Annotated in this window: 24 protein-coding genes and 1 pseudogene; 3 read left to right on the forward strand and 22 right to left on the reverse strand. The window is 63.3% G+C overall.

The window, feature by feature from the left end:
* Positions 1-13 precede the first annotated feature (13 nt).
* Positions 14-1,606: a transcription termination factor NusA gene (gene nusA / locus FJ970_RS00110; RefSeq protein WP_140757882.1), complete on the reverse strand. Its 1,593-nt coding sequence runs from the start codon at positions 1,604-1,606 to the stop codon at positions 14-16.
* A 49-nt stretch (positions 1,607-1,655) separates the two neighbouring features.
* Complete coding sequence (rimP, locus tag FJ970_RS00115; RefSeq protein WP_140757883.1) at positions 1,656-2,303, reverse strand: ribosome maturation factor RimP; 648 nt, start codon at positions 2,301-2,303, stop codon at positions 1,656-1,658.
* A 281-nt stretch (positions 2,304-2,584) separates the two neighbouring features.
* Here rimP and FJ970_RS00120 point away from each other — a divergent pair, with 281 nt between their 5' ends.
* Positions 2,585-2,749 (forward strand): hypothetical protein, encoded by a 165-nt coding sequence (locus tag FJ970_RS00120; protein ID WP_140757884.1) that lies wholly within the window; start codon positions 2,585-2,587, stop codon positions 2,747-2,749.
* 63 nt (positions 2,750-2,812) lie between these two features.
* On the opposite strand, the gene trmB is transcribed toward FJ970_RS00120, so the two are convergent.
* The 18 genes from trmB to FJ970_RS00210 form a co-directional block, all read right to left on the reverse strand.
* A complete protein-coding gene (trmB, locus tag FJ970_RS00125) occupies positions 2,813-3,514 on the reverse strand; it encodes a tRNA (guanine(46)-N(7))-methyltransferase TrmB (protein WP_140757885.1) in 702 nt (233 codons plus the stop codon).
* A gap of 26 nt (positions 3,515-3,540) precedes the next feature.
* Positions 3,541-4,806 (reverse strand): methionine adenosyltransferase, encoded by a 1,266-nt coding sequence (gene metK, locus FJ970_RS00130; RefSeq protein ID WP_140757886.1) that lies wholly within the window; start codon positions 4,804-4,806, stop codon positions 3,541-3,543.
* 168 nt (positions 4,807-4,974) lie between these two features.
* Positions 4,975-5,394, reverse strand: coding sequence for a helix-turn-helix domain-containing protein (locus FJ970_RS00135; protein WP_127279029.1), 420 nt, complete (start codon positions 5,392-5,394; stop codon positions 4,975-4,977).
* A gap of 137 nt (positions 5,395-5,531) precedes the next feature.
* The gene (gene lnt / locus FJ970_RS00140; protein WP_140757887.1) at positions 5,532-7,124 is read right to left on the reverse strand and encodes an apolipoprotein N-acyltransferase; all 1,593 of its coding nucleotides are present in this window, start codon (positions 7,122-7,124) and stop codon (positions 5,532-5,534) included.
* Between the two features lie 90 nt (positions 7,125-7,214).
* Complete coding sequence (locus tag FJ970_RS00145; RefSeq protein WP_140757888.1) at positions 7,215-7,685, reverse strand: VOC family protein; 471 nt, start codon at positions 7,683-7,685, stop codon at positions 7,215-7,217.
* A 14-nt stretch (positions 7,686-7,699) separates the two neighbouring features.
* Positions 7,700-8,794, reverse strand: a complete 1,095-nt coding sequence (locus tag FJ970_RS00150) for a hemolysin family protein (protein WP_140757889.1) — start codon at positions 8,792-8,794, stop codon at positions 7,700-7,702.
* 28 nt (positions 8,795-8,822) lie between these two features.
* A complete protein-coding gene (gene ybeY, locus FJ970_RS00155) occupies positions 8,823-9,329 on the reverse strand; it encodes an rRNA maturation RNase YbeY (protein WP_140757890.1) in 507 nt (168 codons plus the stop codon).
* Between the two features lie 17 nt (positions 9,330-9,346).
* Positions 9,347-10,339 (reverse strand): PhoH family protein, encoded by a 993-nt coding sequence (locus FJ970_RS00160; RefSeq protein ID WP_224594177.1) that lies wholly within the window; start codon positions 10,337-10,339, stop codon positions 9,347-9,349.
* 83 nt (positions 10,340-10,422) lie between these two features.
* Positions 10,423-11,724: a tRNA (N6-isopentenyl adenosine(37)-C2)-methylthiotransferase MiaB gene (gene miaB, locus FJ970_RS00165; protein ID WP_265336240.1), complete on the reverse strand. Its 1,302-nt coding sequence runs from the start codon at positions 11,722-11,724 to the stop codon at positions 10,423-10,425.
* 183 nt (positions 11,725-11,907) lie between these two features.
* Positions 11,908-12,708 (reverse strand): lysophospholipid acyltransferase family protein, encoded by an 801-nt coding sequence (locus tag FJ970_RS00170; protein WP_140757893.1) that lies wholly within the window; start codon positions 12,706-12,708, stop codon positions 11,908-11,910.
* A 26-nt stretch (positions 12,709-12,734) separates the two neighbouring features.
* Positions 12,735-13,229, reverse strand: a complete 495-nt coding sequence (gene rimI / locus FJ970_RS00175) for a ribosomal protein S18-alanine N-acetyltransferase (RefSeq protein WP_140706277.1) — start codon at positions 13,227-13,229, stop codon at positions 12,735-12,737.
* A gap of 103 nt (positions 13,230-13,332) precedes the next feature.
* Positions 13,333-14,010: a tRNA (adenosine(37)-N6)-threonylcarbamoyltransferase complex dimerization subunit type 1 TsaB gene (tsaB, locus tag FJ970_RS00180; RefSeq protein ID WP_140757894.1), complete on the reverse strand. Its 678-nt coding sequence runs from the start codon at positions 14,008-14,010 to the stop codon at positions 13,333-13,335.
* 106 nt (positions 14,011-14,116) lie between these two features.
* Complete coding sequence (locus tag FJ970_RS00185) at positions 14,117-15,223, reverse strand: DUF1513 domain-containing protein (protein WP_140757895.1); 1,107 nt, start codon at positions 15,221-15,223, stop codon at positions 14,117-14,119.
* 61 nt (positions 15,224-15,284) lie between these two features.
* Positions 15,285-16,364 (reverse strand): imelysin family protein, encoded by a 1,080-nt coding sequence (locus FJ970_RS00190; RefSeq protein ID WP_140757896.1) that lies wholly within the window; start codon positions 16,362-16,364, stop codon positions 15,285-15,287.
* Positions 16,364-17,965: a di-heme oxidoredictase family protein gene (locus FJ970_RS00195; RefSeq protein WP_140757897.1), complete on the reverse strand. Its 1,602-nt coding sequence runs from the start codon at positions 17,963-17,965 to the stop codon at positions 16,364-16,366. The genes FJ970_RS00190 and FJ970_RS00195 overlap by 1 nt, the downstream gene beginning before the upstream one ends.
* A 12-nt stretch (positions 17,966-17,977) precedes the next feature.
* Complete coding sequence (bfr, locus tag FJ970_RS00200; protein WP_140757898.1) at positions 17,978-18,463, reverse strand: bacterioferritin; 486 nt, start codon at positions 18,461-18,463, stop codon at positions 17,978-17,980.
* Entirely contained in the window at positions 18,429-18,740 is a 312-nt protein-coding gene (locus FJ970_RS00205; protein WP_140757899.1) for a (2Fe-2S)-binding protein, read from the reverse strand. Before FJ970_RS00205 ends, bfr begins: the two co-directional genes overlap by 35 nt.
* A 57-nt stretch (positions 18,741-18,797) precedes the next feature.
* Positions 18,798-20,087, reverse strand: coding sequence for an imelysin family protein (locus FJ970_RS00210; protein ID WP_140757900.1), 1,290 nt, complete (start codon positions 20,085-20,087; stop codon positions 18,798-18,800).
* Positions 20,088-20,520: 433 nt separating this feature from the next.
* Between FJ970_RS00210 and FJ970_RS00215 the strand changes: the two genes are divergently transcribed.
* The gene (locus tag FJ970_RS00215; RefSeq protein WP_140757901.1) at positions 20,521-21,774 is read left to right on the forward strand and encodes an NAD(P)/FAD-dependent oxidoreductase; all 1,254 of its coding nucleotides are present in this window, start codon (positions 20,521-20,523) and stop codon (positions 21,772-21,774) included.
* A gap of 120 nt (positions 21,775-21,894) precedes the next feature.
* On the opposite strand, the gene FJ970_RS00220 is transcribed toward FJ970_RS00215, so the two are convergent.
* Positions 21,895-23,172 (reverse strand): 4-aminobutyrate--2-oxoglutarate transaminase, encoded by a 1,278-nt coding sequence (locus FJ970_RS00220; protein ID WP_140757902.1) that lies wholly within the window; start codon positions 23,170-23,172, stop codon positions 21,895-21,897.
* A gap of 95 nt (positions 23,173-23,267) precedes the next feature.
* On the opposite strand from FJ970_RS00220, the pseudogene FJ970_RS00225 reads away from it, so the two are divergent.
* A pseudogene (locus FJ970_RS00225) lies at positions 23,268-23,583 on the forward strand (hypothetical protein); the annotation flags it as partial.
* 12 nt (positions 23,584-23,595) lie between these two features.
* Here the strand turns inward: FJ970_RS00225 and FJ970_RS00230 are convergent.
* On the reverse strand, positions 23,596-23,910 hold the full coding sequence (locus FJ970_RS00230) for a hypothetical protein (RefSeq protein ID WP_210243034.1): 315 nt from the start codon (positions 23,908-23,910) through the stop codon (positions 23,596-23,598).
* Between the last annotated feature and the right edge of the window lie 54 nt (positions 23,911-23,964).

Below are 23,964 nucleotides of genomic sequence, written 5' to 3' on the forward strand. Positions count from 1 at the left end.
ATGCGGTTTCACCTCACGCACCAACGGCTTCGTCAGCCGTTTCTTCGGCCGCAAGCTCGTCTTCTGTGATCCAGCCGGCCTTGAGGCGAGCGGCCAGAACCATCTGCTCGGCATCGGCGCGCGAAACGCCGTGATTGGCCAGCACGCCGGGATAGACCTTGGTCTCGCCGTCCTTGCGTTCCTTCCAGCCGGTGAGGTCGTCGGCGGCATAGCCGGCGAAATCCTCGATCGTCTTCACGCCGTCCTCGCCGAGCGTCACCATCATGGCGGTGGTGACGCCGGGAATTTCGCGCAGATCATCCGAAACGCCCAGCGCCTTGCGCTTCTCGTCATGCTCGGCTTCGATCTTCTCCAGATATTCGCGGGCGCGGGTCTGGATTTCAGAGGCGGTATCCTCATCGAAGCCGTCGATCGAGGCGATTTCGCCGGCATCGACATAGGCGACTTCCTCGACGCTGGTGAAGCCTTCGGAGGCCAGCACCTGGCCGACCATCTCGTCGACATCGAGGGCTTCCATGAACAGCGCGGAGCGCTCGACGAATTCCTTCTGACGGCGCTCGGATTCCTCGGCCTCGGTCAGGATGTCGATGTCCCAGCCGGTGAGCTGCGAGGCAAGGCGCACATTCTGGCCGCGGCGGCCGATGGCCAGCGACAGCTGATCGTCGGGAACCACCACTTCGATGCGCTCCGCATCCTCGTCGAGCACGACCTTGGCGACTTCCGCCGGCTGCAGCGCGTTGACGATGAAGGAGGCGGCCGAAGGCGACCACGGAATGATGTCGATCTTCTCGCCCTGCAATTCGCCGACGACGGCCTGGACGCGGCTGCCGCGCATACCGACGCAGGCGCCGACCGGATCGATCGAGCTATCACGCGAGATGACGGCGATCTTGGCGCGCGAGCCCGGGTCACGGGCGACCGACTTGATCTCGATGATGCCGTCATAGATCTCCGGCACTTCCATGGTGAAGAGCTTGGCCATGAACTGCGGATGAGTACGCGACAGGAAGATCTGCGGACCGCGCTGCTCGCGACGCACATCGTAGACATAGGCGCGGACGCGATCGCCGTATTTGTAGTTTTCGCGCGGGATCAGCTCGTCGCGGCGGATGATCGCCTCGCCACGGCCGAGATCGACGATGACATTGCCATATTCGACGCGCTTGACGGTGCCGTTGACGATTTCACCGATGCGGTCCTTGTATTCGTCATACTGGCGGTCACGCTCGGCCTCGCGCACTTTCTGGACGATGACCTGCTTGGCCGACTGGGCGGCGATGCGGCCGAAATCCATCGGCGGCAGCTGTTCGGCGATGAAATCGCCAAGCTGGGCGTCGGGATTGCGCTCGCGGGCCGAGGAAATGGCGATCTGCGTGGCGTAGTCGTCGACTTTCTCGACCACTTCCATCAGCCGCTGCAGCTTCATCTCGCCGGTATTCGGGTTGATGTCGGCGCGGATGTTGGTCTCCTGGCCATAACGCGAACGCGCCGCCTTCTGGATCGCATCGGCCATGGCAGCGAGGACGATCGACTTGTCGATCGACTTTTCACGCGCGACCGCATCGGCAATCTGCAGCAGTTCAAGTCTGTTGGCGCTTACAACCATGTTCTTTCTCCCGAGCTTGTTCGCCGGACCTTTGCGCCCGGCAGCTCAATCAAATTTCCTGTTCGTGTTCTTCCGTGGCGTCCGGCTCCGCACCTTCGGACACATCGTCGTCCGGTTCACCGCGGCGTTTCTTGGCTTCCTTACGCGCCCGGTTGTCCTTCGACAACGCTTCGCGAATGAGGTCGTCGGTCAGGATCAGCCGGACATCGGCAATGGCATCGTAGGGCACGCGCACCGTCGGCTCCTCACCATAGGCCGCCTTGTCGCGCTCGATCAGCACGTCGTTCTCACCGGCCTCGGCGATCTTGCCCTTGAAGCGCTTGCGGTCAGCGACGACGACCGACGTCTCCATCTTCACCAGATGACCGGTCCAGGTCACGAAATCCGATTTGCGCACCAAGGGCCGATCGATACCGGGCGAGGAAACTTCGAGATGATACGCCTTTTCGATCGGATCATCGACATCGAGCGCCGGCGACACCGCGCGGCTGACCTCTTCGCAATCCTCGACGGTCATGGTGCCGTCCTCGCGCTCGGCCATGATCTGCAGCGTCAGCCCGTTCTGGCCGGACAGATGCACGCGCACGAGGCGAAAGCCGATGCCGCGCAGCACCGGCTGGACGATCAGCGCAATGCGCGCATCGATGCCGCTTTCGCGGATGATGCGGTCGTCACCTTCGCTTGCCGTTGCAGTCATCAATTGCCTGTCGTTCGTTTCGAACCTATCGGCAGGTAATAAAAAAGAGCGGGACCGGGTGGACCCACTCTTCGTCATACCGACCAAGAATTTGAGGTCGATATAAACGATCCGGGCTGGTGTTTCAAGTCCCAACCGGCCAAAAGCCTGTGGCTCCAGGGTTGTTGCAGGCGCATGGCCGCCATGCGGCAATCCCCCTGTGAGAGCCTGTGGGGCGCTCTTATTTTTTAGCCATCAAACGAATTGAATTGGCGCGCGCTGGCGCGCGAAAGGACAAGGCCATGAGCAAGCGCAAGATATTTTCCACCTTGGGCGATCTCTTCACCAGATTCGGCAGCGCCGTTGCCGCATCGCGCGCCGTGGAAGCCGGGCGTAAGCCCAGAGCCGACGACCTGCGCAATCTCGGCATGGACCCGGCCGTATTCAACAGGATCGGTCGTTTCTGACTGCGATAAGCACTCAACCCAGACTCCCGACAGCTTGCTGGAGCCATTGCCGGTTGGGCTTGCTTACGTCCTGATAAAGGTCAGATAGGCCGGTCGGCGGCCCTCGCGGATGGCCTTCGCCTCATAGCGCGTACCCGGCCAGCCCTCATAGGAGCGATGCCAGTCCGCCGCTTCCGCGGCCTGCCATGCGAAGGCGCCATGCGCGCGGCAATGCAGCAAGGTCCAGTTCACATAAGTGTCGATGTCGGACGCGAAGCGAAATTTTGAGCCCGGCTTCAGGACGCGCGCGAAACGGTCGAGATTGACCGGGCTGACGAAACGCCGCTTCCAGTGCTTCTTCTTCGGCCAGGGGTCGGGATAGAGAAGGTCGATACCGTCGAGCGAGGCCGGTGGCAGCCAGTCAAGCAACTGGGTGGCGTCGTCGTCGTAGACCCTGAGATTGGCCAGCGGCGCTGCCCGCACCGCCATCATCATCTTGGCCATGCCGTTGACGAAAGGTTCTACGCCGATGAAGCCGATCGTCGGCGCCTCGGTCGCGCGATGCAGGAGATGTTCGCCGCCGCCAAAGCCGATCTCGAGCCGAACCGCCGAAACGTCGGTTTTGAACAAGGTTCGCAGATCCGATGGGACTTCAGCCGTCAGATCGAGCCGGTAGGCGCCGAGGCCGCTTTCCAGCGCCGCCGCCTGCTGCGGGCGAACGGGTTTGCCGCGCCGACGGCCGAAGAAGGCTTCGGTCGTGCGGCTTGGCCTGTCTTGCTGGCTCATCTGGTCGCGTAGGTCCGTCGTGGCGATCAGGCCGCGACAGCATCCTTGAGCGCCTTGGCGAGGTCTGTCTTTTCCCAGGAGAAAGACCCGTCACGGCCGGCCTTGCGGCCGAAATGGCCGTAAGACGACGTCTTGGCGTAAATCGGCTTGTTGAGATCGAGATGACGGCGAATGCCGGACGGCGACAGGTCCATCACGCTGCGCAACGCATCCTCGAGTCTGGCCTCGTCGACCTTGCCGGTGCCATGCAGGTCGACATAGACCGACAGTGGCTGGGCGACGCCGATGGCGTAGGAAAGCTGGATGGTGCAGCGGTCGGCAAGTTTTGCCGCCACGACGTTCTTGGCCAGATAGCGCGCCGCATAGGCAGCCGACCGATCGACCTTGGTGGTGTCCTTGCCGGAGAAGGCGCCGCCACCGTGAGGGGCCGCGCCGCCATAGGTGTCGACGATGATCTTGCGGCCGGTCAGGCCGGCATCGCCGTCCGGGCCGCCGATGACGAACTTGCCGGTCGGGTTGATATACCACATGCAGTCGTCGGCGATCTTGAGGTCGCCGAGTGCTTCACGGATATAGGGTTCGACAACCTTGCGGACCTTCTTGGAATCCCAGCTGGAATCGAGATGCTGGGTCGACAGAACGATCTGCGTCGCCTCGGCGGCCTTGCCGTCGATGTAGCGGACGGTGACCTGGCTCTTGGCATCGGGGCCGAGCTTGCCGGCCTCGCCGTTGTTTTCGTGACGGGCGGCGGCCAGGAGTTCGAGGATCTTGTGGCTGTAGTAGATCGGCGCCGGCATCAGGTCCGGCGTCTCGCGGCAGGCATAGCCGAACATGATGCCTTGGTCGCCGGCACCTTCCTCGCCCTGACGGTCGGCGGCGTTGTCGACGCCCTGGCCGATGTCGGGCGACTGGCCATGCAGCAGGACCTCGATCTTGGCCGTCTTCCAGTGGAAGCCGGCCTGCTCGTAGCCGATCTCGCGGATCGCCTTGCGGGCGACGGATTTGAACTTCGCCGGGTTGACGACAGGGTGGCCCGCGGCGTCCTTGAGGATGTTGCCGGCCTTGTCCTTCTTCAAGAGCGTCTCGGGGACGCGCACCTCGCCGGCGATGACGACGCGGTTGGTGGTCGCCAGGGTCTCGCAAGCGACACGGACTTTCCACGGGTCCATGCCGGTCTTCTTGGCTTCACGATAGACCAGATCGACAATTTCGTCGGAGATCCGGTCACAGACTTTGTCGGGATGGCCCTCGGCAACGGATTCCGAGGTAAAGAAGTAGTTCTGCCGCGTCACGGGTGTCCCCTCTTGAAAAACGATCGGCAGGCTGCCGATTTTGGCGCGCCACGTGTTAGCGGGGCAAAGCGCTGCTCGTCAAGCGTTGCCGCGGGTCTGGCCCGAATGTCGGAGGCGATATCTTGTGCCACCGGCGGCGCACGCCGCCGGCGCAAGGCGCATTGCGGATCAGTCGAGATCGTCCTCGGCGAGCGATTTCACCAGGTCTATGATCCTGCGGCGCACCTTGACATCGGCGATCTTGACAAAAGCCCGGTTGAGCTGAAGTCCTTCGGGACTGCCGCAGAATTCGACGGCGAAAGCCATCGAGCTATCCTCGGCAAAGCCACGGTTGGCCGTCAACTCCTGGCCCGGCGCATCCTCGAAAAAGAAGGCGACCGGCACGCCCAGTATGGAGGCTATCGCCTGCAGACGGCTGGCACCGACGCGATTGGTGCCCTTTTCATATTTCTGGATTTGTTGAAACGTGATGCCGAGATTCTCGCCCAGCTTTTCCTGGCTCATTCCGAGCATATTGCGGCGAAGCCGGACCCGGCTTCCAACGTGAATATCGATGGGATTGGGCTTCTTCTTGTTTTCTTCTGTCATTTTTTCCTCGCCGAATTTTTTCGGCTTTTGATTTTTTCCTGCCCAAACAAAGCCGGAGGCGACTGCCCCAACAGAACGATCCACCGGCTTCGAGAAATTTTCAGGCGGTACAGTATGGGTTTCTAATGTGCCAACTGTCAATTCACCCGTAGCCTTCGCCTTACGTTCGACAGCACCCCTACAAGCGCAAACAGCAACATGATCAGCATTCCGTTAATGCGCCGCTGGCGGGGCGAAATGACCGTCTGTTCGGAAACAGGCACCTTCACATCAATGGCTCCGCGCGCGTCGATCGCCAGCGCATCGACAACGCGGCCACGTGGGTCGACAACAGCCGAAATGCCGTTGTTGGCGGCACGCAACAAGGGCAATCCGTTTTCCACCGCGCGAATCTGGGCCTGCCTGAAATGCTGATACGGTCCCGGCGTGTCGCCGAACCACGCATCATTGGTAACGTTCACAATAAGCTGCGCTGACGTAGCGTCAACTGCCACCAGATCGGGAAAGATCACCTCATAACAGATAAATGGCAGGGCACGAATGCCGCCCGGCAGCGTGATGGGATGACGCTCGTTGCCGGCCGTGAACGTCATGGGTCCCGCGACGAGCTGTTCGATGCCGAAACGGCCGAGCAGGTCGGCAAAAGGCAGGTACTCGCCGAACGGCACCAGATGGACCTTGTCCACGGCATCGGCGATCTCGCCCTTGTCGTTGATCGCCACCACGGAGTTGTAATAGCGGCTGTCGGCACTTGCCGCCGAGCCGCCCTCCTCACGCACGACGCCGGCGATCAGCATCTGGCCGTCGCCCAGCATGTCGCCCAAGGCCGTCAAGGCATCGGGGCGCTCAGTGAAAAGGAACGGCACCGAAGTTTCCGGCCAGAGAATCAGCTGCGGTTTTTCGTGACCTGGGTCCGGCGCCTTGGCGGACAGGCCCAGCAAGGTGGCGAAGATACGGTCGCGCACCGAGGCATCCCATTTTTCCGACAGGTCGACGGCCGGCTGGACGATGCGGACATCGAGACTGCGCGTCGCCGGCTTTTCGGGGGCGGTGAGCCTGACATAGCCAAAGCCGGCATGGGCGGCGGCGAGCGCGACCAACAGTGCGGCGCCCAGCCGAAGATGCCGGCGAGCCGCCAGCAGCGCCGGCAGTGAGAAAACGAAGACCGCGAGCGCGTTCATGCCGATCATGCCGGTCACCGAGACGCTCTGCATCAAAAGGGGTACAGGCATCGCCGCGTAGCCGATGGCATTCCAGGGAAAACCGGTGAACAGGAAGCCGCGCAGCCACTCCGCCAGCGCAAAACCGAAGGCAAGGGCAGCGATGCGGCCGATATCGCTGCTCCACAGGAGCCGGGCAACCATCGTTGCGAAGCCATAGAAAAATGCGAGCGCGAACGGAATGCCGACCACCGCGAAGGGAAGCGCCCAGGCAAAGTCGTCGGCCTCGACCAGCAGCGCCGAGCCAATCCACCAGAGGCCGGCGAGGAAATAGCCGAAGCCGAACCACCAGCCGATGGCGAAAGCCGGCCGCAGGCGCCGCAACAGGCTGCCGGAAGCTTCGCCGGTCGCGCCGTCGAGCAGCCAGACCAGAACCGGAAACGAAATGAAACAGGCGGCGAAGAAATCGTAAGGCGCCTGGCCCAACACCGCCAGCGCCCCGGCGAGAAAGGCCACCAGCGCACGGCGCCAGCCCCAGAGCAGAATTATCCGGCCGGCAAGGCGCACCATGAATACTTCCGAGTCGCGCGAATCAGGACGCAAGATTTATCAGGCTGTGGCCTGCACTCCAAACGCCGGCGCGATGACCCGGCTGCGGTTCTACCGGTGCCAGCCTTCGATGCGCAAGCCACCCAACCGTTCGGCCTCTTCACGGGAAACAGAACGAATTGGCTGCGTGAACGTCCAGACATGGCCTTCGGGATCGCGCGCCCGATACTGGCGTTCGCCGTAGAACTGGTCCGCCGGCTCCTGGATTATGGCAGCACCTGCCGTGCGGGCCTGCTCGCAATGCGCATCCAGACCGTCTTTCAGCCTGACATAGACCGACTGCGTGTTCTTGCCGCGGACCGATGCGGGGCTGGCGACATGATCGGCCCATTCGGAATCGACGATGATGTAGCCATCCCCGAACCGCATCTCGGCATGGACCAGTTTTCCGCCGGTATCGCTGACCACCATGCTGCGCTCGAAGCCGAAGGCCGCTTCGAGCCAATCCAGCGCCGCACGCGGGTCGCGGTAGAACACGCCAGAACCGAGGACCGGATGCTTGAACGGATCCTCGACCGTCATGGCGCGGCAGCTTCTCAAGCCTGTTCGGTGCGCGCCGTGGCGCGCCGGCGGCGCTCGCCCTTCTGACTCTGCACGATGCGCACGCGCTTGACGCGGCGCGGATCGGCATCGAGCACATGGAACTCGAAGCCGGGAATGGCCTGTACCACCTCGCCGCGTGCCGGCACGCGGCCGAGCGTGTTGAAGATCATGCCGCCAATGGTGTCGACATATTCGCCATGTTCGCCCGCGGTGAAATCCTCGCCGATCATCTTGGCGACCTCGTCGATCTCGGCCTTGCCGTCGACGATGAACACGCCGTCGCCGGTCTGGGTGATCAGCGGCTCGTCGTCATCGTGCTCGTCCTCGATGTCGCCGACCACCATTTCGACAATGTCCTCGAGCGAGACGAGGCCGTCCGTGCCGCCATATTCATCGATGACCAGGGCCATTTGCGTGCGTGTCGTCTGCATGCGGCCCATCAGGTCGGAAGCGAGCATCGACGGCGGCACGAACAGGACCTGGCGGATCAGGTTGAGCTCCCCGATGGTGCGCGCCAGGTCGACCTTGGCAAGATCGAGAACCGTGGCGACGGGCGTTTTGCGGGTTGCACGGCCCTTCCTGACGCGCGCGATCTTGGTGATATGGGCCAGCACGTCGCGGATATGGACCATGCCGCGCGGGTCGTCGAGCGTCTCGGAATAGACCGGCATGCGGGAATGGCCGGATTGTTCGAACATGCCAAGGAGATCGCCGAGCGTCGTGGCGATCTCGACCGCCTCGATATCGGCGCGCGGCACCATGACGTCCTCGACGCGCACTTCGCGCAGCCGCAGGATGTTGTTGAGCATGGCGCGTTCGCCAGGCGAGAAGGATTCGACATCGCTCGTCGTCTCGGCGAGCGCGCCGGCGATCTCCTCGCGCAGGCTGGTGCCGTTGCGTTGCCGGAACAGGCCCAGCACGCGGTTGAACAGGGAGGGACCGGCAGGCAACTGCTCGACGGCGGCGCTGCCGGTGTTGGCAACACCAGGGGTAACGGTACTCGGACTTGATCCCTCTTCCGACGTATCGGAAGCCTTGATCGCACTGCCGGCATCGGGGCGGGCGGCAGTCTCTGGTTTGTCGTTCATCGTCGTCCGGTCAATTGATCTTTTTTAGTTACGCGTAGGGATCGGGAATGGCAAGCCTTGCAAGCGCGGCGCGCTCGATGGCTTCCATCTCCTCGGCCTCGGCGTCGGTCTCGTGATCATGGCCCATGAGATGCAGCAGGCCATGGATGACGAGATGGCAGATATGGTTCTCCAGCGGCTTGTCTTCCAGTGCCGCCTCGCGCGCCACTGTTTCGGCGGCAAGCACGATGTCGCCGAGCATCGGCGGCAGCGGGCCACCTTTCACATGCGGAAAAGCGGGGAAAGACAAGACGTTGGTGGGCTTGTCCTTGCCGCGCCAGTCCGCATTCAAGCTACGGATATGGGCGTCGTCGGAAAAAACAACGCTGAGTTCGGAACGACCCGTCGCGCCGGTCTCGGCAAAGGCGGCGTCAACCGCGCGATCGACCAGCCGCGCCAGGCTTGCTTCATCGGGCCAGTCGCCCGCTTCAACCGATATATCGATCTCGACGGGAACCGGAAGGCTCCCGCCGCCGGATATGTTGTCCTCAGGCATGAGGCCGCATCGTCACATCAATTCTCGGCACCGAGGCCACGAGCCAGCTTGGTGTCCCGGTCATAGGCCCTGACGATTTCCGCCACCAGCGGATGGCGAACGACGTCGACATCGTTGAAGCGCACGGTTACCGCGCCAGCCACACCGTCGAGGACACGCAAGGCTTCGACCAGGCCTGACTTGGTGCTCGGAGGAAGATCGATCTGGGAGGGATCGCCGGTGACGATCATGCGCGAGTTCTCGCCGAGACGGGTGAGAAACATCTTCATCTGCATCGGCGTGGTGTTCTGTGCCTCGTCGAGAATGACGGCGGCGTGCGCCAGCGTGCGGCCGCGCATGAAGGCAAGCGGCGCGATTTCGATCACTTCGGCGGCAATCGCACGCTCGACCTTGTCGGCCGGCATCATGTCGTAGAGCGCGTCATAGAGCGGGCGCAGATACGGATCGACCTTCTCCTTCATGTCGCCCGGCAGGAAGCCCAGCCGTTCGCCGGCTTCGACGGCCGGCCGCGACAGAATGATGCGCTCGACCATGCCGCGCTCGAGCAGCATCGCCGCGTGCGCCACCGCCAGATAGGTCTTGCCGGTGCCGGCCGGACCGATGCCGAACACCAGCTCCGAACGCTCCAGCGCCCGCATATAGGCGTCCTGGTTCAGCGAACGGGCATAGATGGTCTTCTTGCGGGTGGCGATCTGGGCGGCGGAAACCTTGCCCTTGCGCTCCAGCGTCGGCAGCGTCAGCTGATCGTCGGCCGCAACCGCCATACGCACTGCGCCGTCGACATCGGACTGGCCGATGTCGACGCCCTTCTGCAGGATGCCGTAGAGATTGTCCAAGGCACGGCGTGCCTGTTCGGCGGCCGAAGCGGACCCCTTTATGGTCAGCTGGTTGCCGCGCGAGCGGATGTCGACGCCGAGCTTCTGCTCGAGCCGGGCCAGGTTCTCATCGAACTGGCCGTAAAGGGCGCTGGCAAGCTTGTTGTTGTCGAAAGTCAGAACGATGTGCGCCATGTCAGAAGCCCCGGATGCCGGTACCGGGGGCAGATTCTTCAGCTCCGCTGCGCTCAACCGTCTCTCCTCATCTGCCGAGACCATCAGGCCAATTCGGCGAACAGGCTGTTGTAGCCCGTCTTCGTGATTCGCACCTTGATAATGTCACCGATTTCGCCGGCCTTTTCATCAACAATAACCGGCTGCAGCCAAGGCGAGCGACCAACCTTCTGGCCCGCCTGACGGCCGGGCTTCTCGATCAACGTATCTATGGTGCTGCCGACCAAACTCAAGCCGAAATCCTGCTGTTGTTTCAACAGCAGCGCCTGCAGGCGCTGCAAGCGCTCGTCCTTGACCGCTTCCGGCACGTGGTCGGGCATGTCGGCGCCCGGCGTGCCGGGACGCGGCGAATATTTGAACGAGAAGGCCGAGGCGTAGTTCACCTGGCGCACCAGTTCCATGGTCGCCTCGAAATCGGTTTCCGTCTCGCCGGGGAACCCGACGATGAAGTCGCCCGACAGTGCGATATCGCGCCGGGCGCCCCGGATGCGGTCGAGCAGCGCCAGATAATCCTTCGCCGTATGCCTGCGATTCATTGCCTTCAGAATGCGATCCGATCCGGATTGCACCGGCAGGTGCAGATAGGGCATCAGCGACGGCAAGTCGCGATGGGCCGCGATCAATTCGTCGTCCATGTCGCGCGGATGGCTGGTGGTGTAGCGCAGCCGCGCCAGGCCGGGGATTTCGGACAACCTGAACAGCAGGCGACCGAGACCCCATTCCTGACCGTTCTCGCCCTCGCCATGCCAGGCGTTGACGTTCTGGCCGAGCAGCGTCACCTCGCGCACACCGGCCTCGGCCAGGCGTTCGGCCTCCGCCACGATCTGCGCCACCGGCCGCGATACTTCCGAGCCTCTCGTATAGGGCACGACGCAGAAGGTGCAGAACTTGTCGCAGCCTTCCTGGACGGTGAGGAAGGCGGTGACGCCGCGCTTGATCACCTCGGCGCGCTTGGGCGCCGGCAGATGCTCGAACTTGTCCTCGATGGCGTAGTCGGTCTCGACGATCTTCTCGCCGCCGCGAACCCGGGCCAATACGTCGGGCAGACGATGATAGGTCTGCGGACCGATGACCAGGTCGACGGCCGGCGACCGGCGGATGATCTCGGCGCCTTCGGCCTGCGCCACGCAACCAGCGACGCCGATCAGCATCTCGCGGCCGGCGCTGGTGCGCTCGGCTTTCATGTCACGGATGCGGCCAAGTTCGGAATAGACCTTTTCGGCCGCTTTTTCCCTGATGTGGCAGGTGTTGAGCAGCACCAGATCGGCCTCGCCGATGGCATCGGTCGCGGTATAGCCGTCGGCGGCCAGCGCATCGGTCATGCGCTGTGAATCATAGACGTTCATCTGGCAGCCATAGGTCTTGATGAAGACCTTCTTGCCTGCCGTGGCGCGCGCCGCCGGCTGTCCGGCCACGGTGCCGAGTTCGTCGCTTTCAATCGTGTTCAAGTCCATCCGGCGGCTTCTAACGCCTTTCCGTGACAAAAAACAGACGATTCTCGGCACTCGTCAGCTGGCGCATGCCGGCGGCTAACGACTCGGGTGCGGATCGGCGAGGGCCGCCTGCATCATCTCGCGCACCCTGCCCTCCATCAGCTTGGCCGTTTCCTTGCGGTTGGAACCCTTGGCAAAGGCGATCGGTTCGCCGAAATGCACCTCGACGTCGAGCGCGCCCTCGGCCATCAGCACCTTGAGATGCGGCATCAGGTCCTCGTCGCCGATCCAGGCCGCGATCGGGCGGTGACGGCGGCCAAGCGGCACGCCGTGCAGGCGCGTGTAGGCGATCGCCACCGGCTGGATGAACACTTCCTGCGCGGCACCTTCCGAGATCGCCATCGAGGCGGCGCCGAACAGCGTGCTCTTGAAGGGCAGCACGACATTGCCGTCGCCGGTCGACCCCTCCGCGAACAGCACCATGGCATCGCCCTTGGCCATGCGATTGGCGATCTCGCTGGCCTGGTCGCCCGAGGAGCGCTTGCGCTCGCGCTCGATGAAGACGGTGCGCTGCAGCTTTGACAACATGCCGATCAACGGCCAGCTTTCCATGTCGGCCCTGGCGATGAACTTCACATCGGCAAAGGAGCCCAGCACCATGATGTCGGTCCAGGAGATGTGGTTGGAGGCCACCAGCAAGGGACGCTTGGTCGACAGCGTTCCCCTGACATGAATGCGCATGCCGAGCGCCCGGATGATCAGCCGGTGCCAAATCTTGAGGATGACGGTTTCCGGCCACCAGCCGGTTTTCATCGACAGTATCTGCAGCGGCGCGAGAACCAGCGACCCAGCGGCGACAAGGCCCAGCGCCAGGAAAATCCTGATTTTTCCGATCATATGTCCTGGCCCTACCCGATCCCTCGCTAGCGAAGATCGCGGCGCATGACAAGCGCGCCCGTCGGTCCCCGATCCGGCGACTTGTAGTAATCCGGACGCTTGCCGACTTCCCGAAAACCCAGCCGACGATAGAGGGCGATCGCGGCGGCATTGGTTTCATCGACCTCGAGGAATAGGGCTTCGGCGCGCTGCGAATGCAGCTCGCGCAGCACCGCGTCCATCAACTGCCAGCCCAGGCCCTGGCGGCGATGCGACCGTGCCACCGCGACAGTCAGGATTTCACCCTCGCCCGCGGCCAATCGAGCGAGGACGAAGCCGACGGGCGGTTTGGCGCCCTGCCCGGTTTCGCGCGCGGCATAACCGAACACGGTATCCTGTTCGAGCAGGGCGGCGAACTCACCGTCGGTCCATGGGCGGACAAAGTCCTCGCGGTGCAGCACCGAGACAGCGGGGCTGTCGGTGATCCTGAGCGGCTCGAGCGCGTAGTCCCGGCGACGCGATTGGAGAAAAGGTATGCGCATCAATTCTCGTTTTCTCGTCTGACCATGATCTGTGGACAAACGGGACCGTTTGTCCGCGAAAACCGGCTTCCACTTTTCGCTAACGCGGTCCTTCGGTTCGGGATCATGGTCTTTGCCTCGAAAGTATAAATCCGGCCTGCGGCTTGGCATCGGCACCGCGCAGATAAAGCGGTTTCGGCCTTTCGCCCTGCCCCTTTGCGGCAGCCAGCCGGGCGTAGGTGAGAATGTCGGCGGTGGCCGTCCGAGGCCCGACATCGAAGGTGCGGCCGGCCGCTTCGGCGATCGGCGTTGCCGCCGTGCCAGCGAGCACCGCGGAACATTCCGACGCCATGGTCACCGCGTCCGCAAGCGTGACCACCGCCGGACCGTAAGTCAAGGCTGACATTTCATCGTAGAGCGCGGCATGGATTTCCTCGCGTCCGGCATCGAGCGCCGCCAGCACGGCACGGCCTGGAAATGCGGTGGCTGCCTCGGCGGCCAGCGCCTCGAGGGTCGTCACCCCGATTGCCGGAACCTTGAGCGCCAGCGCCAGGCCGCGCGCGGTCGACACACCGACGCGCAGGCCGGTGAAGGAACCGGGGCCGACGGAGACGGCAACGGCTCCAAGGCCGGCGTAGTCGGTCGCGCCGGCCTTCAACGCTTCGGCGATGACGGCCATCAGGTGCTCGGCATGGCCTTTGCCCAGGTCAAGCACCGAACGGCCGAGCTCCCGCCCGACCGCCGCGTCGTAGACGCAGGCGGCGCAGAGGCTGGCGGCACAGTCGATGGCGAGAACTTTCATGAAACGACCGGTTCGAGAAACATTCCCTGTGCCCGCCATGGCGCGCAACCGCAAGGGTATAGTGCACAATTTGTTAAGCGGCTTCGGTTTGGCCTGGCAGAGGACCTTATGCCGCCTGGCCTATGCGCAGCATGTGGTTGTCCCAGACATAGTCCGGTTCCGACCGCGTGGCACCACCGCCCTCGATGATCTCGCCGGCGCCCGTTGTCGCCATGAAACCGGCCCCGTCGGGCGCCACGCCGCAGACCTCGACCAGCGCGCTGGAGGAGACGACCCCGCCGCTGCCCGCATCGATCACGACCAGTGAATTGCCTTCCGGCGAGGAGACGGCGACGGTACCGGCAACAGGGTTGGCGGCGACCGAGCCGATATAGTTGCGGAAACCGGACAGCACGTCCTGCGGCATGTCGAGCAAAGCCAACGCCTTGCCCCGCGCGGCGCGGCCGACCAGAAGCGGACGATCGGTGCCGGGGCCGCGGTACTGGCAACCGAACCAGACGGCGCCGGTCTGGTCGGTATCCATGTGACGGATCGACAATTGGTGGAGCGCGGCCGGCAATTCGTGCTTTTCGATCAGGTCGCCGGTGACGCGGTCGACCAGCACATAGGAGGGTTTCATGGTGGCAATGTTGAGTTCGGCGTGGCCATAGTCGGGATGGGTCTCGATGCCGCCATTGGCGACCGCGATCGTCCTGCCGTCGCCCAGCAGCAGAAGTTCGTGCGGGCCCATGCCGTAGGTCGGGAATTCGCCGATGCGACTGAATTTCGCCCGCGCGTCATAGACGCCGACCACGCCGGCCGCGTTGTCGAAATCGTTCTCGGTGGCGTAGAGCAACGCGCCGTCGGGCGAGAACACGCCGTGACCGAAGAAGTGCCGGCCGGTGATGCTGGCGATGGTTTGCGGAGCGTCGCGTCCCGTGTGATCGAAAACGACGGCGAAAGTGCCGGGCTGGCGGGCGAAGACCACCGAACGCTTCGATACGGGATCGAAAGTGACGTCATGGCCGCGATCGGGCAAGTCGATGGCGTGCAGCACCTTGCCGGCCTCGGACAGGACGGCAGCGCCAAAACCGCCGTCGCGCTTGACGAAGGCGGTAGCGAACACGGCATCCGCCGCAAGCGTGTTCGCCCAGGCCGGCGGCGTCATGGCAACGGCAAAGCTTGCACCTGCCGCTTTAAGAAAATCGCGGCGATCTATGAGCGGCGTTTTCAAGGTCAGTTCTCCTTTCGCGCATGATCTTTTCCGAAAAGTCCGCAACTTTTCCGGATCATGCTCAGTCCCCATCCAGCGACGAGAAGCCGGCGGTCAGGCCGAATTCAGCGGTCAACCTGGTGCCGATCAGGGTCGACAGGCTGGAGGTGATCAGGACGAAATGCTCGAGTTTTTCGCGCAGCGCCGGATCGGCGAGCGCCTTGTCGATCGGGCCCTGGACGGCCTTGGCGGTCGTGACGCCGTTGAGAAGCTGGATGTGGATCGATTCCGCCATCCAATGCGCATCCGGCGGCAGCGCGTCGCCAAGCTTCGACACCTGGAACAGCGCATCGATGCCAGCCAGATTTCCGGCCAGCGCATTGGCGGTGTTTTGCGAACGCCAGTAGATCGCCAGCTTCGGCTTGTCGGCCTCGGGCTTGGCACCCAGAAAACCCTTCAGGCGCACATCGCGGACCATTTCCAGCTCGTTGATGAAGATCCCGACCAGTTCGGTGACCGCCTCGTTGCCATCACGATAGAGCGCATTTTGCGGCCCCGGATTGGCCCAGAGTGCCGCGAAGCCGTCCGGCTTGTTCCAGGCCGCGCTGACATCCGCTGCTATGGTTTCGATGTCGCCGGCAACAGCCGCGCCATAAGCGCAGCGATAGGGTTCAGCCTTGCCTGTCAAGGCATCGGCGCCGTCGCCGTAAAGCACGAATTCCAGCGCGCCGAGCCCCTGCATGGCAACGCTCTTGCCGGCGAGCTGCGTAGGGTCGGCGGCGGCGGGATCCTTGTCCGACAGCGCCGCCTGCACCTGTTTCAGACCGATGCTCTTGCGGTCCGGCCAGAATAGCATGCGCTCCAGCCTGTTGTTCTCCTTGATCGGCCCGAAACCGATGATCTCGGCCGATGACCAGGCATGGACGGTAGCCGAGAACGCAGCCCGCGCGGCTTCGAGGTCGGCTTGCGAGGGCGCCTCGCAGAGCTTGTGCATCGCTTTGGCGAGGGCCTCCGCATGCTGGTGCAGGCCGTCATATGCCGGGCGGACAAAGCCGTCGATCGCGCGCTGGATGACGTCAGAGGCTTTCACCGCGGCCGATGCGGGCAGGGCCCCCAGCAGAACCAGCGGAAGAACGAGAACCAGCGCGAAACGCTTCGGCATCAAAGTGACTCCAGGAATTTGACCAATGCATCGCGCTCGGTGGCGCTGGTGGCGGCAAAGCGATCGCGCGCCTTCCGCGCCTCGCCACCATGCCACAGGATAGCCTCGACCAAAGAGCGCGCACGGCCATCGTGCAGATAGAAGGAATTGCCGTTGACCGTTTCGGTGAGGCCGACGCCCCATAGCGGCGGGGTGCGCCACTCATTGCCAGTGGCCTCGCCCACTGCCTGACCATCGGCAAGATCCGGCCCCATGTCGTGCAGCAGGAAATCGGAATAAGGCCAGATCAACTGGAACGCCTGCGCCTTGTCGGGCGCATCGCGACGGGTGACGAATTTCGGCGTGTGACAGGCAACGCAGCCGATTTCGTAAAAGACCTTCTTGCCCGTGAGCACGTCAGGCGACGCGAGGTCGCGTCGCGCCGGCACCGCCAGGTTCCGCGAATAGAAGGTGACGAGATCCATCACCGGCGCCGGCGCCTCGGCAGGGCCGAGGCGCGCCTGCACGCCGTTGGGCATGGCGAGGCATTTTTCCTGCGCGGCGGTGCAATCACCCCAGTGTTTCGGCTCTTGCGGCGTCGAGATGCCGATATCGCCGGCAAAGGCATCCGCCGCCTGCTGGCGGATCGACGCCGTCTGCGCCTTCCAGCCGAAACGGCCAAGCGTCAGCTCGCCGCTCAGGCCATCGCGCACGATGTTCGGCTTGCCGGAGATCCCATCGCCATCCCTATCGTCCGGGTCGGCAAGGGCCAGAATGTCGCCGGGCGCGATCTGCTCGATCAGGCCAAGGCCGATCATCGGCGGTGTCAGACGCGGCGACAGCGTGGTGCGTGGACCGAGCGGCCCGTAGGCGAGATCGGCAACGGAATAACTGGGTTTGCGCAGGGAAACCACGGCGCCATCCGTCAGCTCCACCTTACGTTCCTGATAGTCGACACGCATCCTGCCCTCACCCCTGAGGCCAGGGACGGCCAGTTCCTGCAACTGCGTACCATAGACCGGGTCCGGGAGATTGAGCAGCCTGTGGTCGGCGAACGCCGCTTTCTCTTCCGCGCTGCTGGCGTCGCGCGCCAGCCGCAGGAACATCGAGGTGGTGCCGGCATCGCCTTGCGGCGGCCGGCCACGACCATCCTTCAGATGGCAGTTCTGGCAGGCACGTTCGTTGAACAGGGGCCCAAGGCCATCGGAGGCCTGCGTGGAAGATGGCGACGACACCCAGTTCTTGCGGAACAGGGCGTTGCCGAGCTTGAAGGTGCCTTCTTCCTCGAAGCTGATGTTGGCCGAGGATTGAGAGAAGGAATCGCGGCTGACGTCCTTCCGCGAGGTGCCCGCGCCACCTTGCATCAGTTCGAAAGCCTCGGGTTGGGAGAAATCCGTGGTCGGCCTGGTGACGGCGGTGACGCGCGCCTGATCCTTGGCATTGAGATCGGTGCGCGTGGTGGCGAGGCCGGCGGGTTGAAGGTCGCCGGCGATCGCGGAGGATGTCAACGCCAGCATGAGAATGATGCCGCGCCGACCAGCCGATATGGCTGGCGCTTTCCGGAGGGGCAGCGGGGCTTTGGCCCGCCGCAAGCGGCGCAGGAAGTCTAAGAGGCGCCGCATTCTTGCATATCCTTAATCCGCCTCGTCCGCCGATGCGGCGTTGAGCTGGCCGTACTTTTCCTCGCCGATCGAGGCCAGCAGGTCGAGCTGCGTCTCGAGGAAGTCGATGTGGCCTTCCTCGTCGGCCAGCAGTTCCTCGAACAGTTTCATCGATACGTAGTCGCCCGCCTCATCGCAGATTTCGCGCGAGCGCTTGTAGGCAGTGCGCGCGTCATATTCACCGGCAAGGTCGGATTCGAGCACTTCCTTGACGTTCTGGCCGATGCGCAGCGGCGCCACGGACTGCAGGTTGGGATGGCCTTCAAGGAAGATGATGCGGGCGACCAGCTTGTCGGCGTGGTGCATCTCCTCGATCGATTCCGCACGCTCCTTCTTGGCCAGCTTGGCGTATCCCCAATCCTCGAGCAGGCGAAAATGCACCCAATACTGATTGACGGCGCCGAGCTCCAGAAAAAGAGCTTCGTTAAGCCGCTCGATGACCTGTGGTTCGCCTTTCATGGGTTCTGCTCCCGTATTGGACGCGCAGGCCTCTGACGCGATCCAGATGTGAAACGATGTCCACGCCGCTCGCCTGCGAGCGGGCGTGGTAGTTCTCGGTGACCCGAATGATCGTTTCGACCACATTTGGGAAACAGCCGCAACAGCGGCCCCGTTTGTGCATGGCGTGATAGACTTTTGCCGGCACGATGAGCTGCCAGGGATCCTGATCCAGCAGGCCGATGATCGCCTGCTCGATCTCCTTCTCGGTGATGATGTTGCAATGGCAGATCAGCATTTCGTCGCTCTAGCTGACGGCGCCGGTGCGGCGCCGTTTGGCTGGGGATGGTAGGCTTTACTTGAACACCTTGTCGGGTGCGTCGAGGCTGTCGGAGCCTTCGAAGGCGATGGCATTCAACTTCAACGAACCGACCGCGCGCTCGATCGACTTGGTCTGATCGATCAGCGCGTCGATTGCCGCCTGAACGGTGGCGTTGCCCGCGGTATTGCCTTCGGCGATCTGCTGGTCATAGGCCTCGCCGGCCTCGGCCCGCGCCTTGATCGCCTCCATCCTGGCGACGGTGACATCGAGCTTATCAGACAGTTCCTTGTAGATCGCCGGATCGGCGGCCTTGACAATATCGGCCACCGACGGACCCGAGACAACGGTGCCATCAAGCCTGGTGTAGCTGGCGTGGTAGGCGGCGCGGATGCCGATGGCATCATAGAGATGGGAATTGTAGGTGTTGTCGGAGAAGCAGTCCTGCTCCTCTTCCGGATCATGCAGCAACAGGCCGAGCTTCATGCGCTCGCCGGCAAGTTCGCCGTAGGAGAGCGAGCCCATGCCGGTGAAGATCACCGAGATCGCGGTGTTCGGCGCACCGTCGACAAGGTTCTTGCGCGCCGCACCGTCTTGCTTCCAGTTGCCGACCATCTCCTGCAGGTCCGAGACCAGAAGCGTGCTGGCGGACTTCAGATATTCGGCGCGGCGGTCGCAATTGCCGCCGGTGCAGTTCTTGAGGTCATAGTCGGTGTAGGGGCGCTCGCCGGCGCCCGGGCCGGTGCCGTGCAGGTCCTGGCCCCAGAGCAGGAATTCGATGGCATGATAGCCGGTGGCGACATTGGCCTCGACGCCGCCGGCCTCCTGCAGCGTGCCGGAGAGGAACTCCGGTGAGAGCTTCGAGGCATCGACTTTCTTGCCGTTGATCTCGATTTCCTTGTTGGCGATCAAATTGGCCGTGTAGAGCGAATTCGCGTCGGACTCGGTGCCGTAGCTCTTGGCGACATAGTCGATCAGGCCTTCGTCCAGCGGCCAGGAATTCACCATGCCTTCCCAGTCGTCGACGATCTTGTTGCCGAAGCGATAGACCTCGGTCTGCTGGTAGGGCACGCGCGATGCCTTCCAGGCGTCGCGGGCGGCATTGAGCGTTTCCGCCGACGGATCGGCAAGCAGCGCGTCGACCGCCTTGTCGAGCGCCTGCGCCGTGGTCAGCGAATCCTCGTATTTGGCAAGCCCGATGTCGGCATAGGTCTTGATGACCGCCTTTGCATCGGTTTCCGCCTTGGCAGGCAGCACGAACACCGCGGCGGTCAGCAGCGCCGTGGCGCCGATCGCCGTCAGCCTGACGCCATATCGTGCTGTCATTATCGCTCTCCAGTTTCTCGGGAATTTTCCAAGCGGCGCGCGCGCCAACCCGCGCCAGGCCACATTCATGCCATTGGGCGCAAGACATGCCGCGCGATCGCGCGGCTCAGGGAAGAAAGACATCAAAATGCCTCCAATCGAACGGGTTCAAGGCCCAGACATCAAAGGGATGCGCCAATGCGCGAGCTTCCTTAAAGCTTCGAGTTCGAAGGAAGTCAATGGACAATTTCTGGAAAACCCAATCGAAACAATAGTTTAGAATTATTCTAAACTACGATTGTCAACTTTATACGTCCGCTGCACCGGCTTTGCGGCCCGAACTGTACGATTGACAGTCGCCGTCCCGGGTGCGACCCGCAAACCCCCTCTTGCGGCGGCGCCAGACAATTGCCACTTGGCGAGACGTCCTAGGATCGAACGGGATCGGAATGCGATGAAGAACGGCGTGGTCATTGTCGGTGCGGGTCATGCGGGCGTGCAGGCGGCCGCCAGTCTGCGCGAGGATGGCTACGATGGGCCGGTGATCCTGGTCGGCGACGAGAACGAACTGCCCTACCACAAGCCGCCGCTGTCGAAGACCTTCATCAAGGATGCCGAAGCCAAGCCTCAACCGCTTCGGGGCGAGGCCTTCTATACCGGCAGCGCCATCGACTACCGGCCAGGGATCCGGATCGAGCGTATCGATGCCGGCAGCCACAGTCTCGACATTGCGGGCGGCGGCGCACTTGCCTGCGACCATCTGATCCTGGCGACCGGATCGCGCCCACGCGCCCTGCCGCTGCCCGGGGCGGATCTGTCCGGCGTGGTGTCGCTGCGCTCGCTGGCCGATGCGCGGTTGATCCGGGAGCTGAGCGCGCGGAGCGAAGATGTGGTCATCCTCGGCGGAGGCTTCATCGGGCTGGAGATCGCAGCGACGCTGCGGGCTGCCGGCCGCACCGTGACGGTTGTCGAAGCCGTCGACCGGCTGCTCGGCCGCGCCGTGGCGCCGGTGGTTGCGAGCCATGTCCGGCAAAGGCTGGAAGCGACAGGCGTGCGCATTCTCACCGGGACCTCGATTTCAAGGCTCGAAGGCGAAAACGGCCATGTCACGGCCGCGATCACCTCGTCAGGCGAAAGACTGCCGGCGCGTATGGTCGTGGTCGGCATCGGCGCCGTGCCGAATGTCGAGCTGGCGCAAGCCGCCGGCCTTGCCGTCGCCAACGGCATCCGCGTCAATGACCAGATGCGCAGCTCGGTGCCGGAGATTCTGGCCATCGGCGACGCCGCCTCGTACCGGCACTGGTTCACGGGCGGCGACGTGCGGCTGGAATCGGTGCAAAACGCCACCGACCAAGCACGGCTTGCCGCCAGGACAATTACCGGTCACACCGACGCCTACTCGGCGGTGCCATGGTTCTGGTCCGACATTGGCGACATGAAGCTGCAGATGGTTGGCCTGACCGCTGGCGGCGACAGCCATGTCCTACTCGGCGATCTTCCCGACAACAAATTCTCGATCTACCACTATGCCGGCGACCGCCTGCTCGGTATCGAATCCGTCAACCGTCCGGGCGACCACATGCTTGGCCGCAAGATGCTCGGCGCCGGTTTCTCGCCGACGCCGCAGACGGTAGCCACGGGTCCCGAGGGGCTAAAGGCGGCGTTGGCCGACTACCAGGAAAACGCGCCGGCAAGGGCGGCGGGATAGCTGGCATCTGCTGAGCGGGGCGATCTTGATAACCGTCAATTTAGGACGTCTGCGCTGCCCCTCATCCGCCTGCCGGCACCTTCTCCCGTATAGTGACGGGGAGAAGGTAAGCGCACCGGCTCAGGCGGCGCAGACTTCGCGGATCGAGCTTTCCAGAATGTCGAGCGCTTCGTTCATGACCTCGTCCTGGATGGTGATCGGCGCCAGGAAGCGGATGACGTTGCCGTAGACGCCGCAGGTCAGCAGGATCAGGCCCTTATCGAGCGCCTTCAGGCGGATCGCGTTGGCGATCTCGGCCGACGGCAGGCCCTTCTTGACGTCGTTGAACTCGACCGCGTTCATGAAGCCCAAACCCCTGATGTCGACAATCTCGGGCACGTCGTCACGGATCGACTGCAGACGCTGCTTCAGCCTCGCACCCAGCGTGTTGGCGCGGTCGCAGAGCTTTTCGTCCTCTATGACGTCAAGCACGGCATGTGCCGCGGCAACGCCGATCGGGCTGCCGCCATAGGTGCCGCCGAGGCCGCCGGGGCTGGGCGCATCCATGATTTCGGCGCGACCGGTGACCGCCGACAGCGGGAAGCCGCCAGCCAGGCTCTTGGCCATTGTGGTGATGTCGGCCGCCACCTCATGGTGGTCCATGGCGAACATCTTGCCGGTGCGGGCAAAGCCGGTCTGCACTTCGTCGGCGATGAGCAGCATGCCGTGCTGGTCGCAGAGCTTGCGCAGCGCCGTCAGGAGTTCCCGCGGCGCGTCGTAGAAGCCGCCCTCGCCCTGAACCGGCTCGATGATGATCGCGGCGACGCGGGCCGGATCGACATCCGCCTTGAACAGCTTGTCGAGCGCCGCCAGCGAATCGGCGACCGAGACACCATGCAGTTGCACGGGGAACGGCACGTGGTAGACGTCGCCCGGCATGGCTCCAAAGCCAACCTTGTAGGGCACGACCTTGCCGGTCAGCGCCATGCCCATGAAGGTGCGGCCGTGGAAGCCGCCGCCGAAGGCGATGACGGCTTGGCGGCCGGTGGCGTTGCGAGCGATCTTGATGGCATTTTCCACCGCCTCGGCGCCGGTGGTGACGAAGATGGTCTTCTTCTCGAACTTGCCGGGCAGCATGGCGTTCAGCCGTTCGGCCAGCCGTACATAGCTCTCATAAGGCACGACCTGATGGCAGGTGTGGGTGAAGCGATCGAGCTGCGCCTTGACCGCCTCGATTACCTTGGGATGGCGGTGGCCGGTGTTGACGACGGCGATGCCCGAGGAGAAGTCGATATAGCGGCGGCCCTCGACATCCCAGATTTCCGAATTCTCGGCCCGATCGGCGTAGATCTGCGTGGTCATGCCGACCCCGCGCGAGATCGACTGGTTCTTGCGTTCGGAAATGGCGGAGTTCTTCATGATATCCCTCACCGGGCCGGCGCCCGTTCTGTTTGATGTCGTTGAACTCCCCTTCTGGCCTTATTTCAGATTTTCCTCAAGTCGGCACCATCACCGGGTCGATTGGACCTGACTCAACCAGTCCAGCGATACACGCGGCCGTGGTGCCGCTGATGCTGTTCGTCATGGCGACCATTCCGATGGTTGCAGTTGCAGAGCTTTCAGCGCCTGCTCCTGGTGGTGGCGGTGGCGCGGCTGGGCCTGATCGGCGTTGTGGCCTACGCCATGATGGGCGGCATTATCGCGGGCACTGCGATCACGCTGCTGTTCCTGCCGGCGCTTTATGTGACGTGGTTCAGGATCAAGGAGCCGAAAGACCAGGAAACCCCGCCCGTTGCGGAGAATGGCGACCCGGTTAAAGCTTCGACGTAAGGCTTTGCTGGATTATTCGTTGTCGTTGGAGGGTACAGGACGCGACTTGGCCCGCTGCCAGGGCGAGGACTTCGAGCTGCGCCAAGCATGCCAGCCTTCAGGCAAGTCGGCCAAGGCCAGGATGGTTTCATCCCGCCGCAACACGTTTTGCAAGCTGACAATCATGATGTCGCCGTCGTCAACAGGGCCAGTTTCGCTGTTGTGGAATTGCCAGCTGCCATCATCATCGTCATGCGATACATATGCGATCCAGTCCCCGCGGGCGACTATGCCTCTATCCAGAAAAACCGCGACATGGGGCGGATCTGCAAATTTCCATTCCTCCATGGGAATCCCCTGAAAACCAACGGTTCAGCGCACAGTGAGAAGGATTCTCATGAA

Origin of the sequence: Mesorhizobium sp. B2-1-8, from assembly GCF_006442545.2 — a bacterium.
Classification (GTDB): Bacteria; Pseudomonadota; Alphaproteobacteria; order Rhizobiales; family Rhizobiaceae; genus Mesorhizobium.

Coding starts and splice junctions, on each gene's coding strand:
- FJ970_RS00205 (WP_140757899.1), bottom strand. CDS start 18,740: ATGCTGATCTGCCATTGCAACATCATCACCGAGAAGGAGATCGAGCAG.
- nusA (WP_140757882.1), bottom strand. CDS start 1,606: ATGGTTGTAAGCGCCAACAGACTTGAACTGCTGCAGATTGCCGATGCG.
- FJ970_RS00220 (WP_140757902.1), bottom strand. CDS start 23,172: ATGAAGAACTCCGCCATTTCCGAACGCAAGAACCAGTCGATCTCGCGC.
- FJ970_RS00215 (WP_140757901.1), top strand. CDS start 20,521: ATGAAGAACGGCGTGGTCATTGTCGGTGCGGGTCATGCGGGCGTGCAG.
- FJ970_RS00135 (WP_127279029.1), bottom strand. CDS start 5,394: ATGACAGAAGAAAACAAGAAGAAGCCCAATCCCATCGATATTCACGTT.
- FJ970_RS00150 (WP_140757889.1), bottom strand. CDS start 8,794: ATGAACGACAAACCAGAGACTGCCGCCCGCCCCGATGCCGGCAGTGCG.
- rimI (WP_140706277.1), bottom strand. CDS start 13,229: ATGCGCATACCTTTTCTCCAATCGCGTCGCCGGGACTACGCGCTCGAG.
- trmB (WP_140757885.1), bottom strand. CDS start 3,514: ATGAGCCAGCAAGACAGGCCAAGCCGCACGACCGAAGCCTTCTTCGGC.
- rimP (WP_140757883.1), bottom strand. CDS start 2,303: ATGACTGCAACGGCAAGCGAAGGTGACGACCGCATCATCCGCGAAAGC.
- FJ970_RS00210 (WP_140757900.1), bottom strand. CDS start 20,087: ATGACAGCACGATATGGCGTCAGGCTGACGGCGATCGGCGCCACGGCG.
- bfr (WP_140757898.1), bottom strand. CDS start 18,463: ATGAAAGGCGAACCACAGGTCATCGAGCGGCTTAACGAAGCTCTTTTT.
- ybeY (WP_140757890.1), bottom strand. CDS start 9,329: ATGCCTGAGGACAACATATCCGGCGGCGGGAGCCTTCCGGTTCCCGTC.
- FJ970_RS00120 (WP_140757884.1), top strand. CDS start 2,585: ATGAGCAAGCGCAAGATATTTTCCACCTTGGGCGATCTCTTCACCAGA.
- tsaB (WP_140757894.1), bottom strand. CDS start 14,010: ATGAAAGTTCTCGCCATCGACTGTGCCGCCAGCCTCTGCGCCGCCTGC.
- FJ970_RS00170 (WP_140757893.1), bottom strand. CDS start 12,708: ATGATCGGAAAAATCAGGATTTTCCTGGCGCTGGGCCTTGTCGCCGCT.
- lnt (WP_140757887.1), bottom strand. CDS start 7,124: ATGGTGCGCCTTGCCGGCCGGATAATTCTGCTCTGGGGCTGGCGCCGT.
- FJ970_RS00145 (WP_140757888.1), bottom strand. CDS start 7,685: ATGACGGTCGAGGATCCGTTCAAGCATCCGGTCCTCGGTTCTGGCGTG.
- miaB (WP_265336240.1), bottom strand. CDS start 11,724: ATGAACGTCTATGATTCACAGCGCATGACCGATGCGCTGGCCGCCGAC.
- FJ970_RS00230 (WP_210243034.1), bottom strand. CDS start 23,910: ATGGAGGAATGGAAATTTGCAGATCCGCCCCATGTCGCGGTTTTTCTG.
- FJ970_RS00160 (WP_224594177.1), bottom strand. CDS start 10,339: ATGGCGCACATCGTTCTGACTTTCGACAACAACAAGCTTGCCAGCGCC.
- FJ970_RS00195 (WP_140757897.1), bottom strand. CDS start 17,965: ATGCGGCGCCTCTTAGACTTCCTGCGCCGCTTGCGGCGGGCCAAAGCC.
- FJ970_RS00190 (WP_140757896.1), bottom strand. CDS start 16,364: ATGCCGAAGCGTTTCGCGCTGGTTCTCGTTCTTCCGCTGGTTCTGCTG.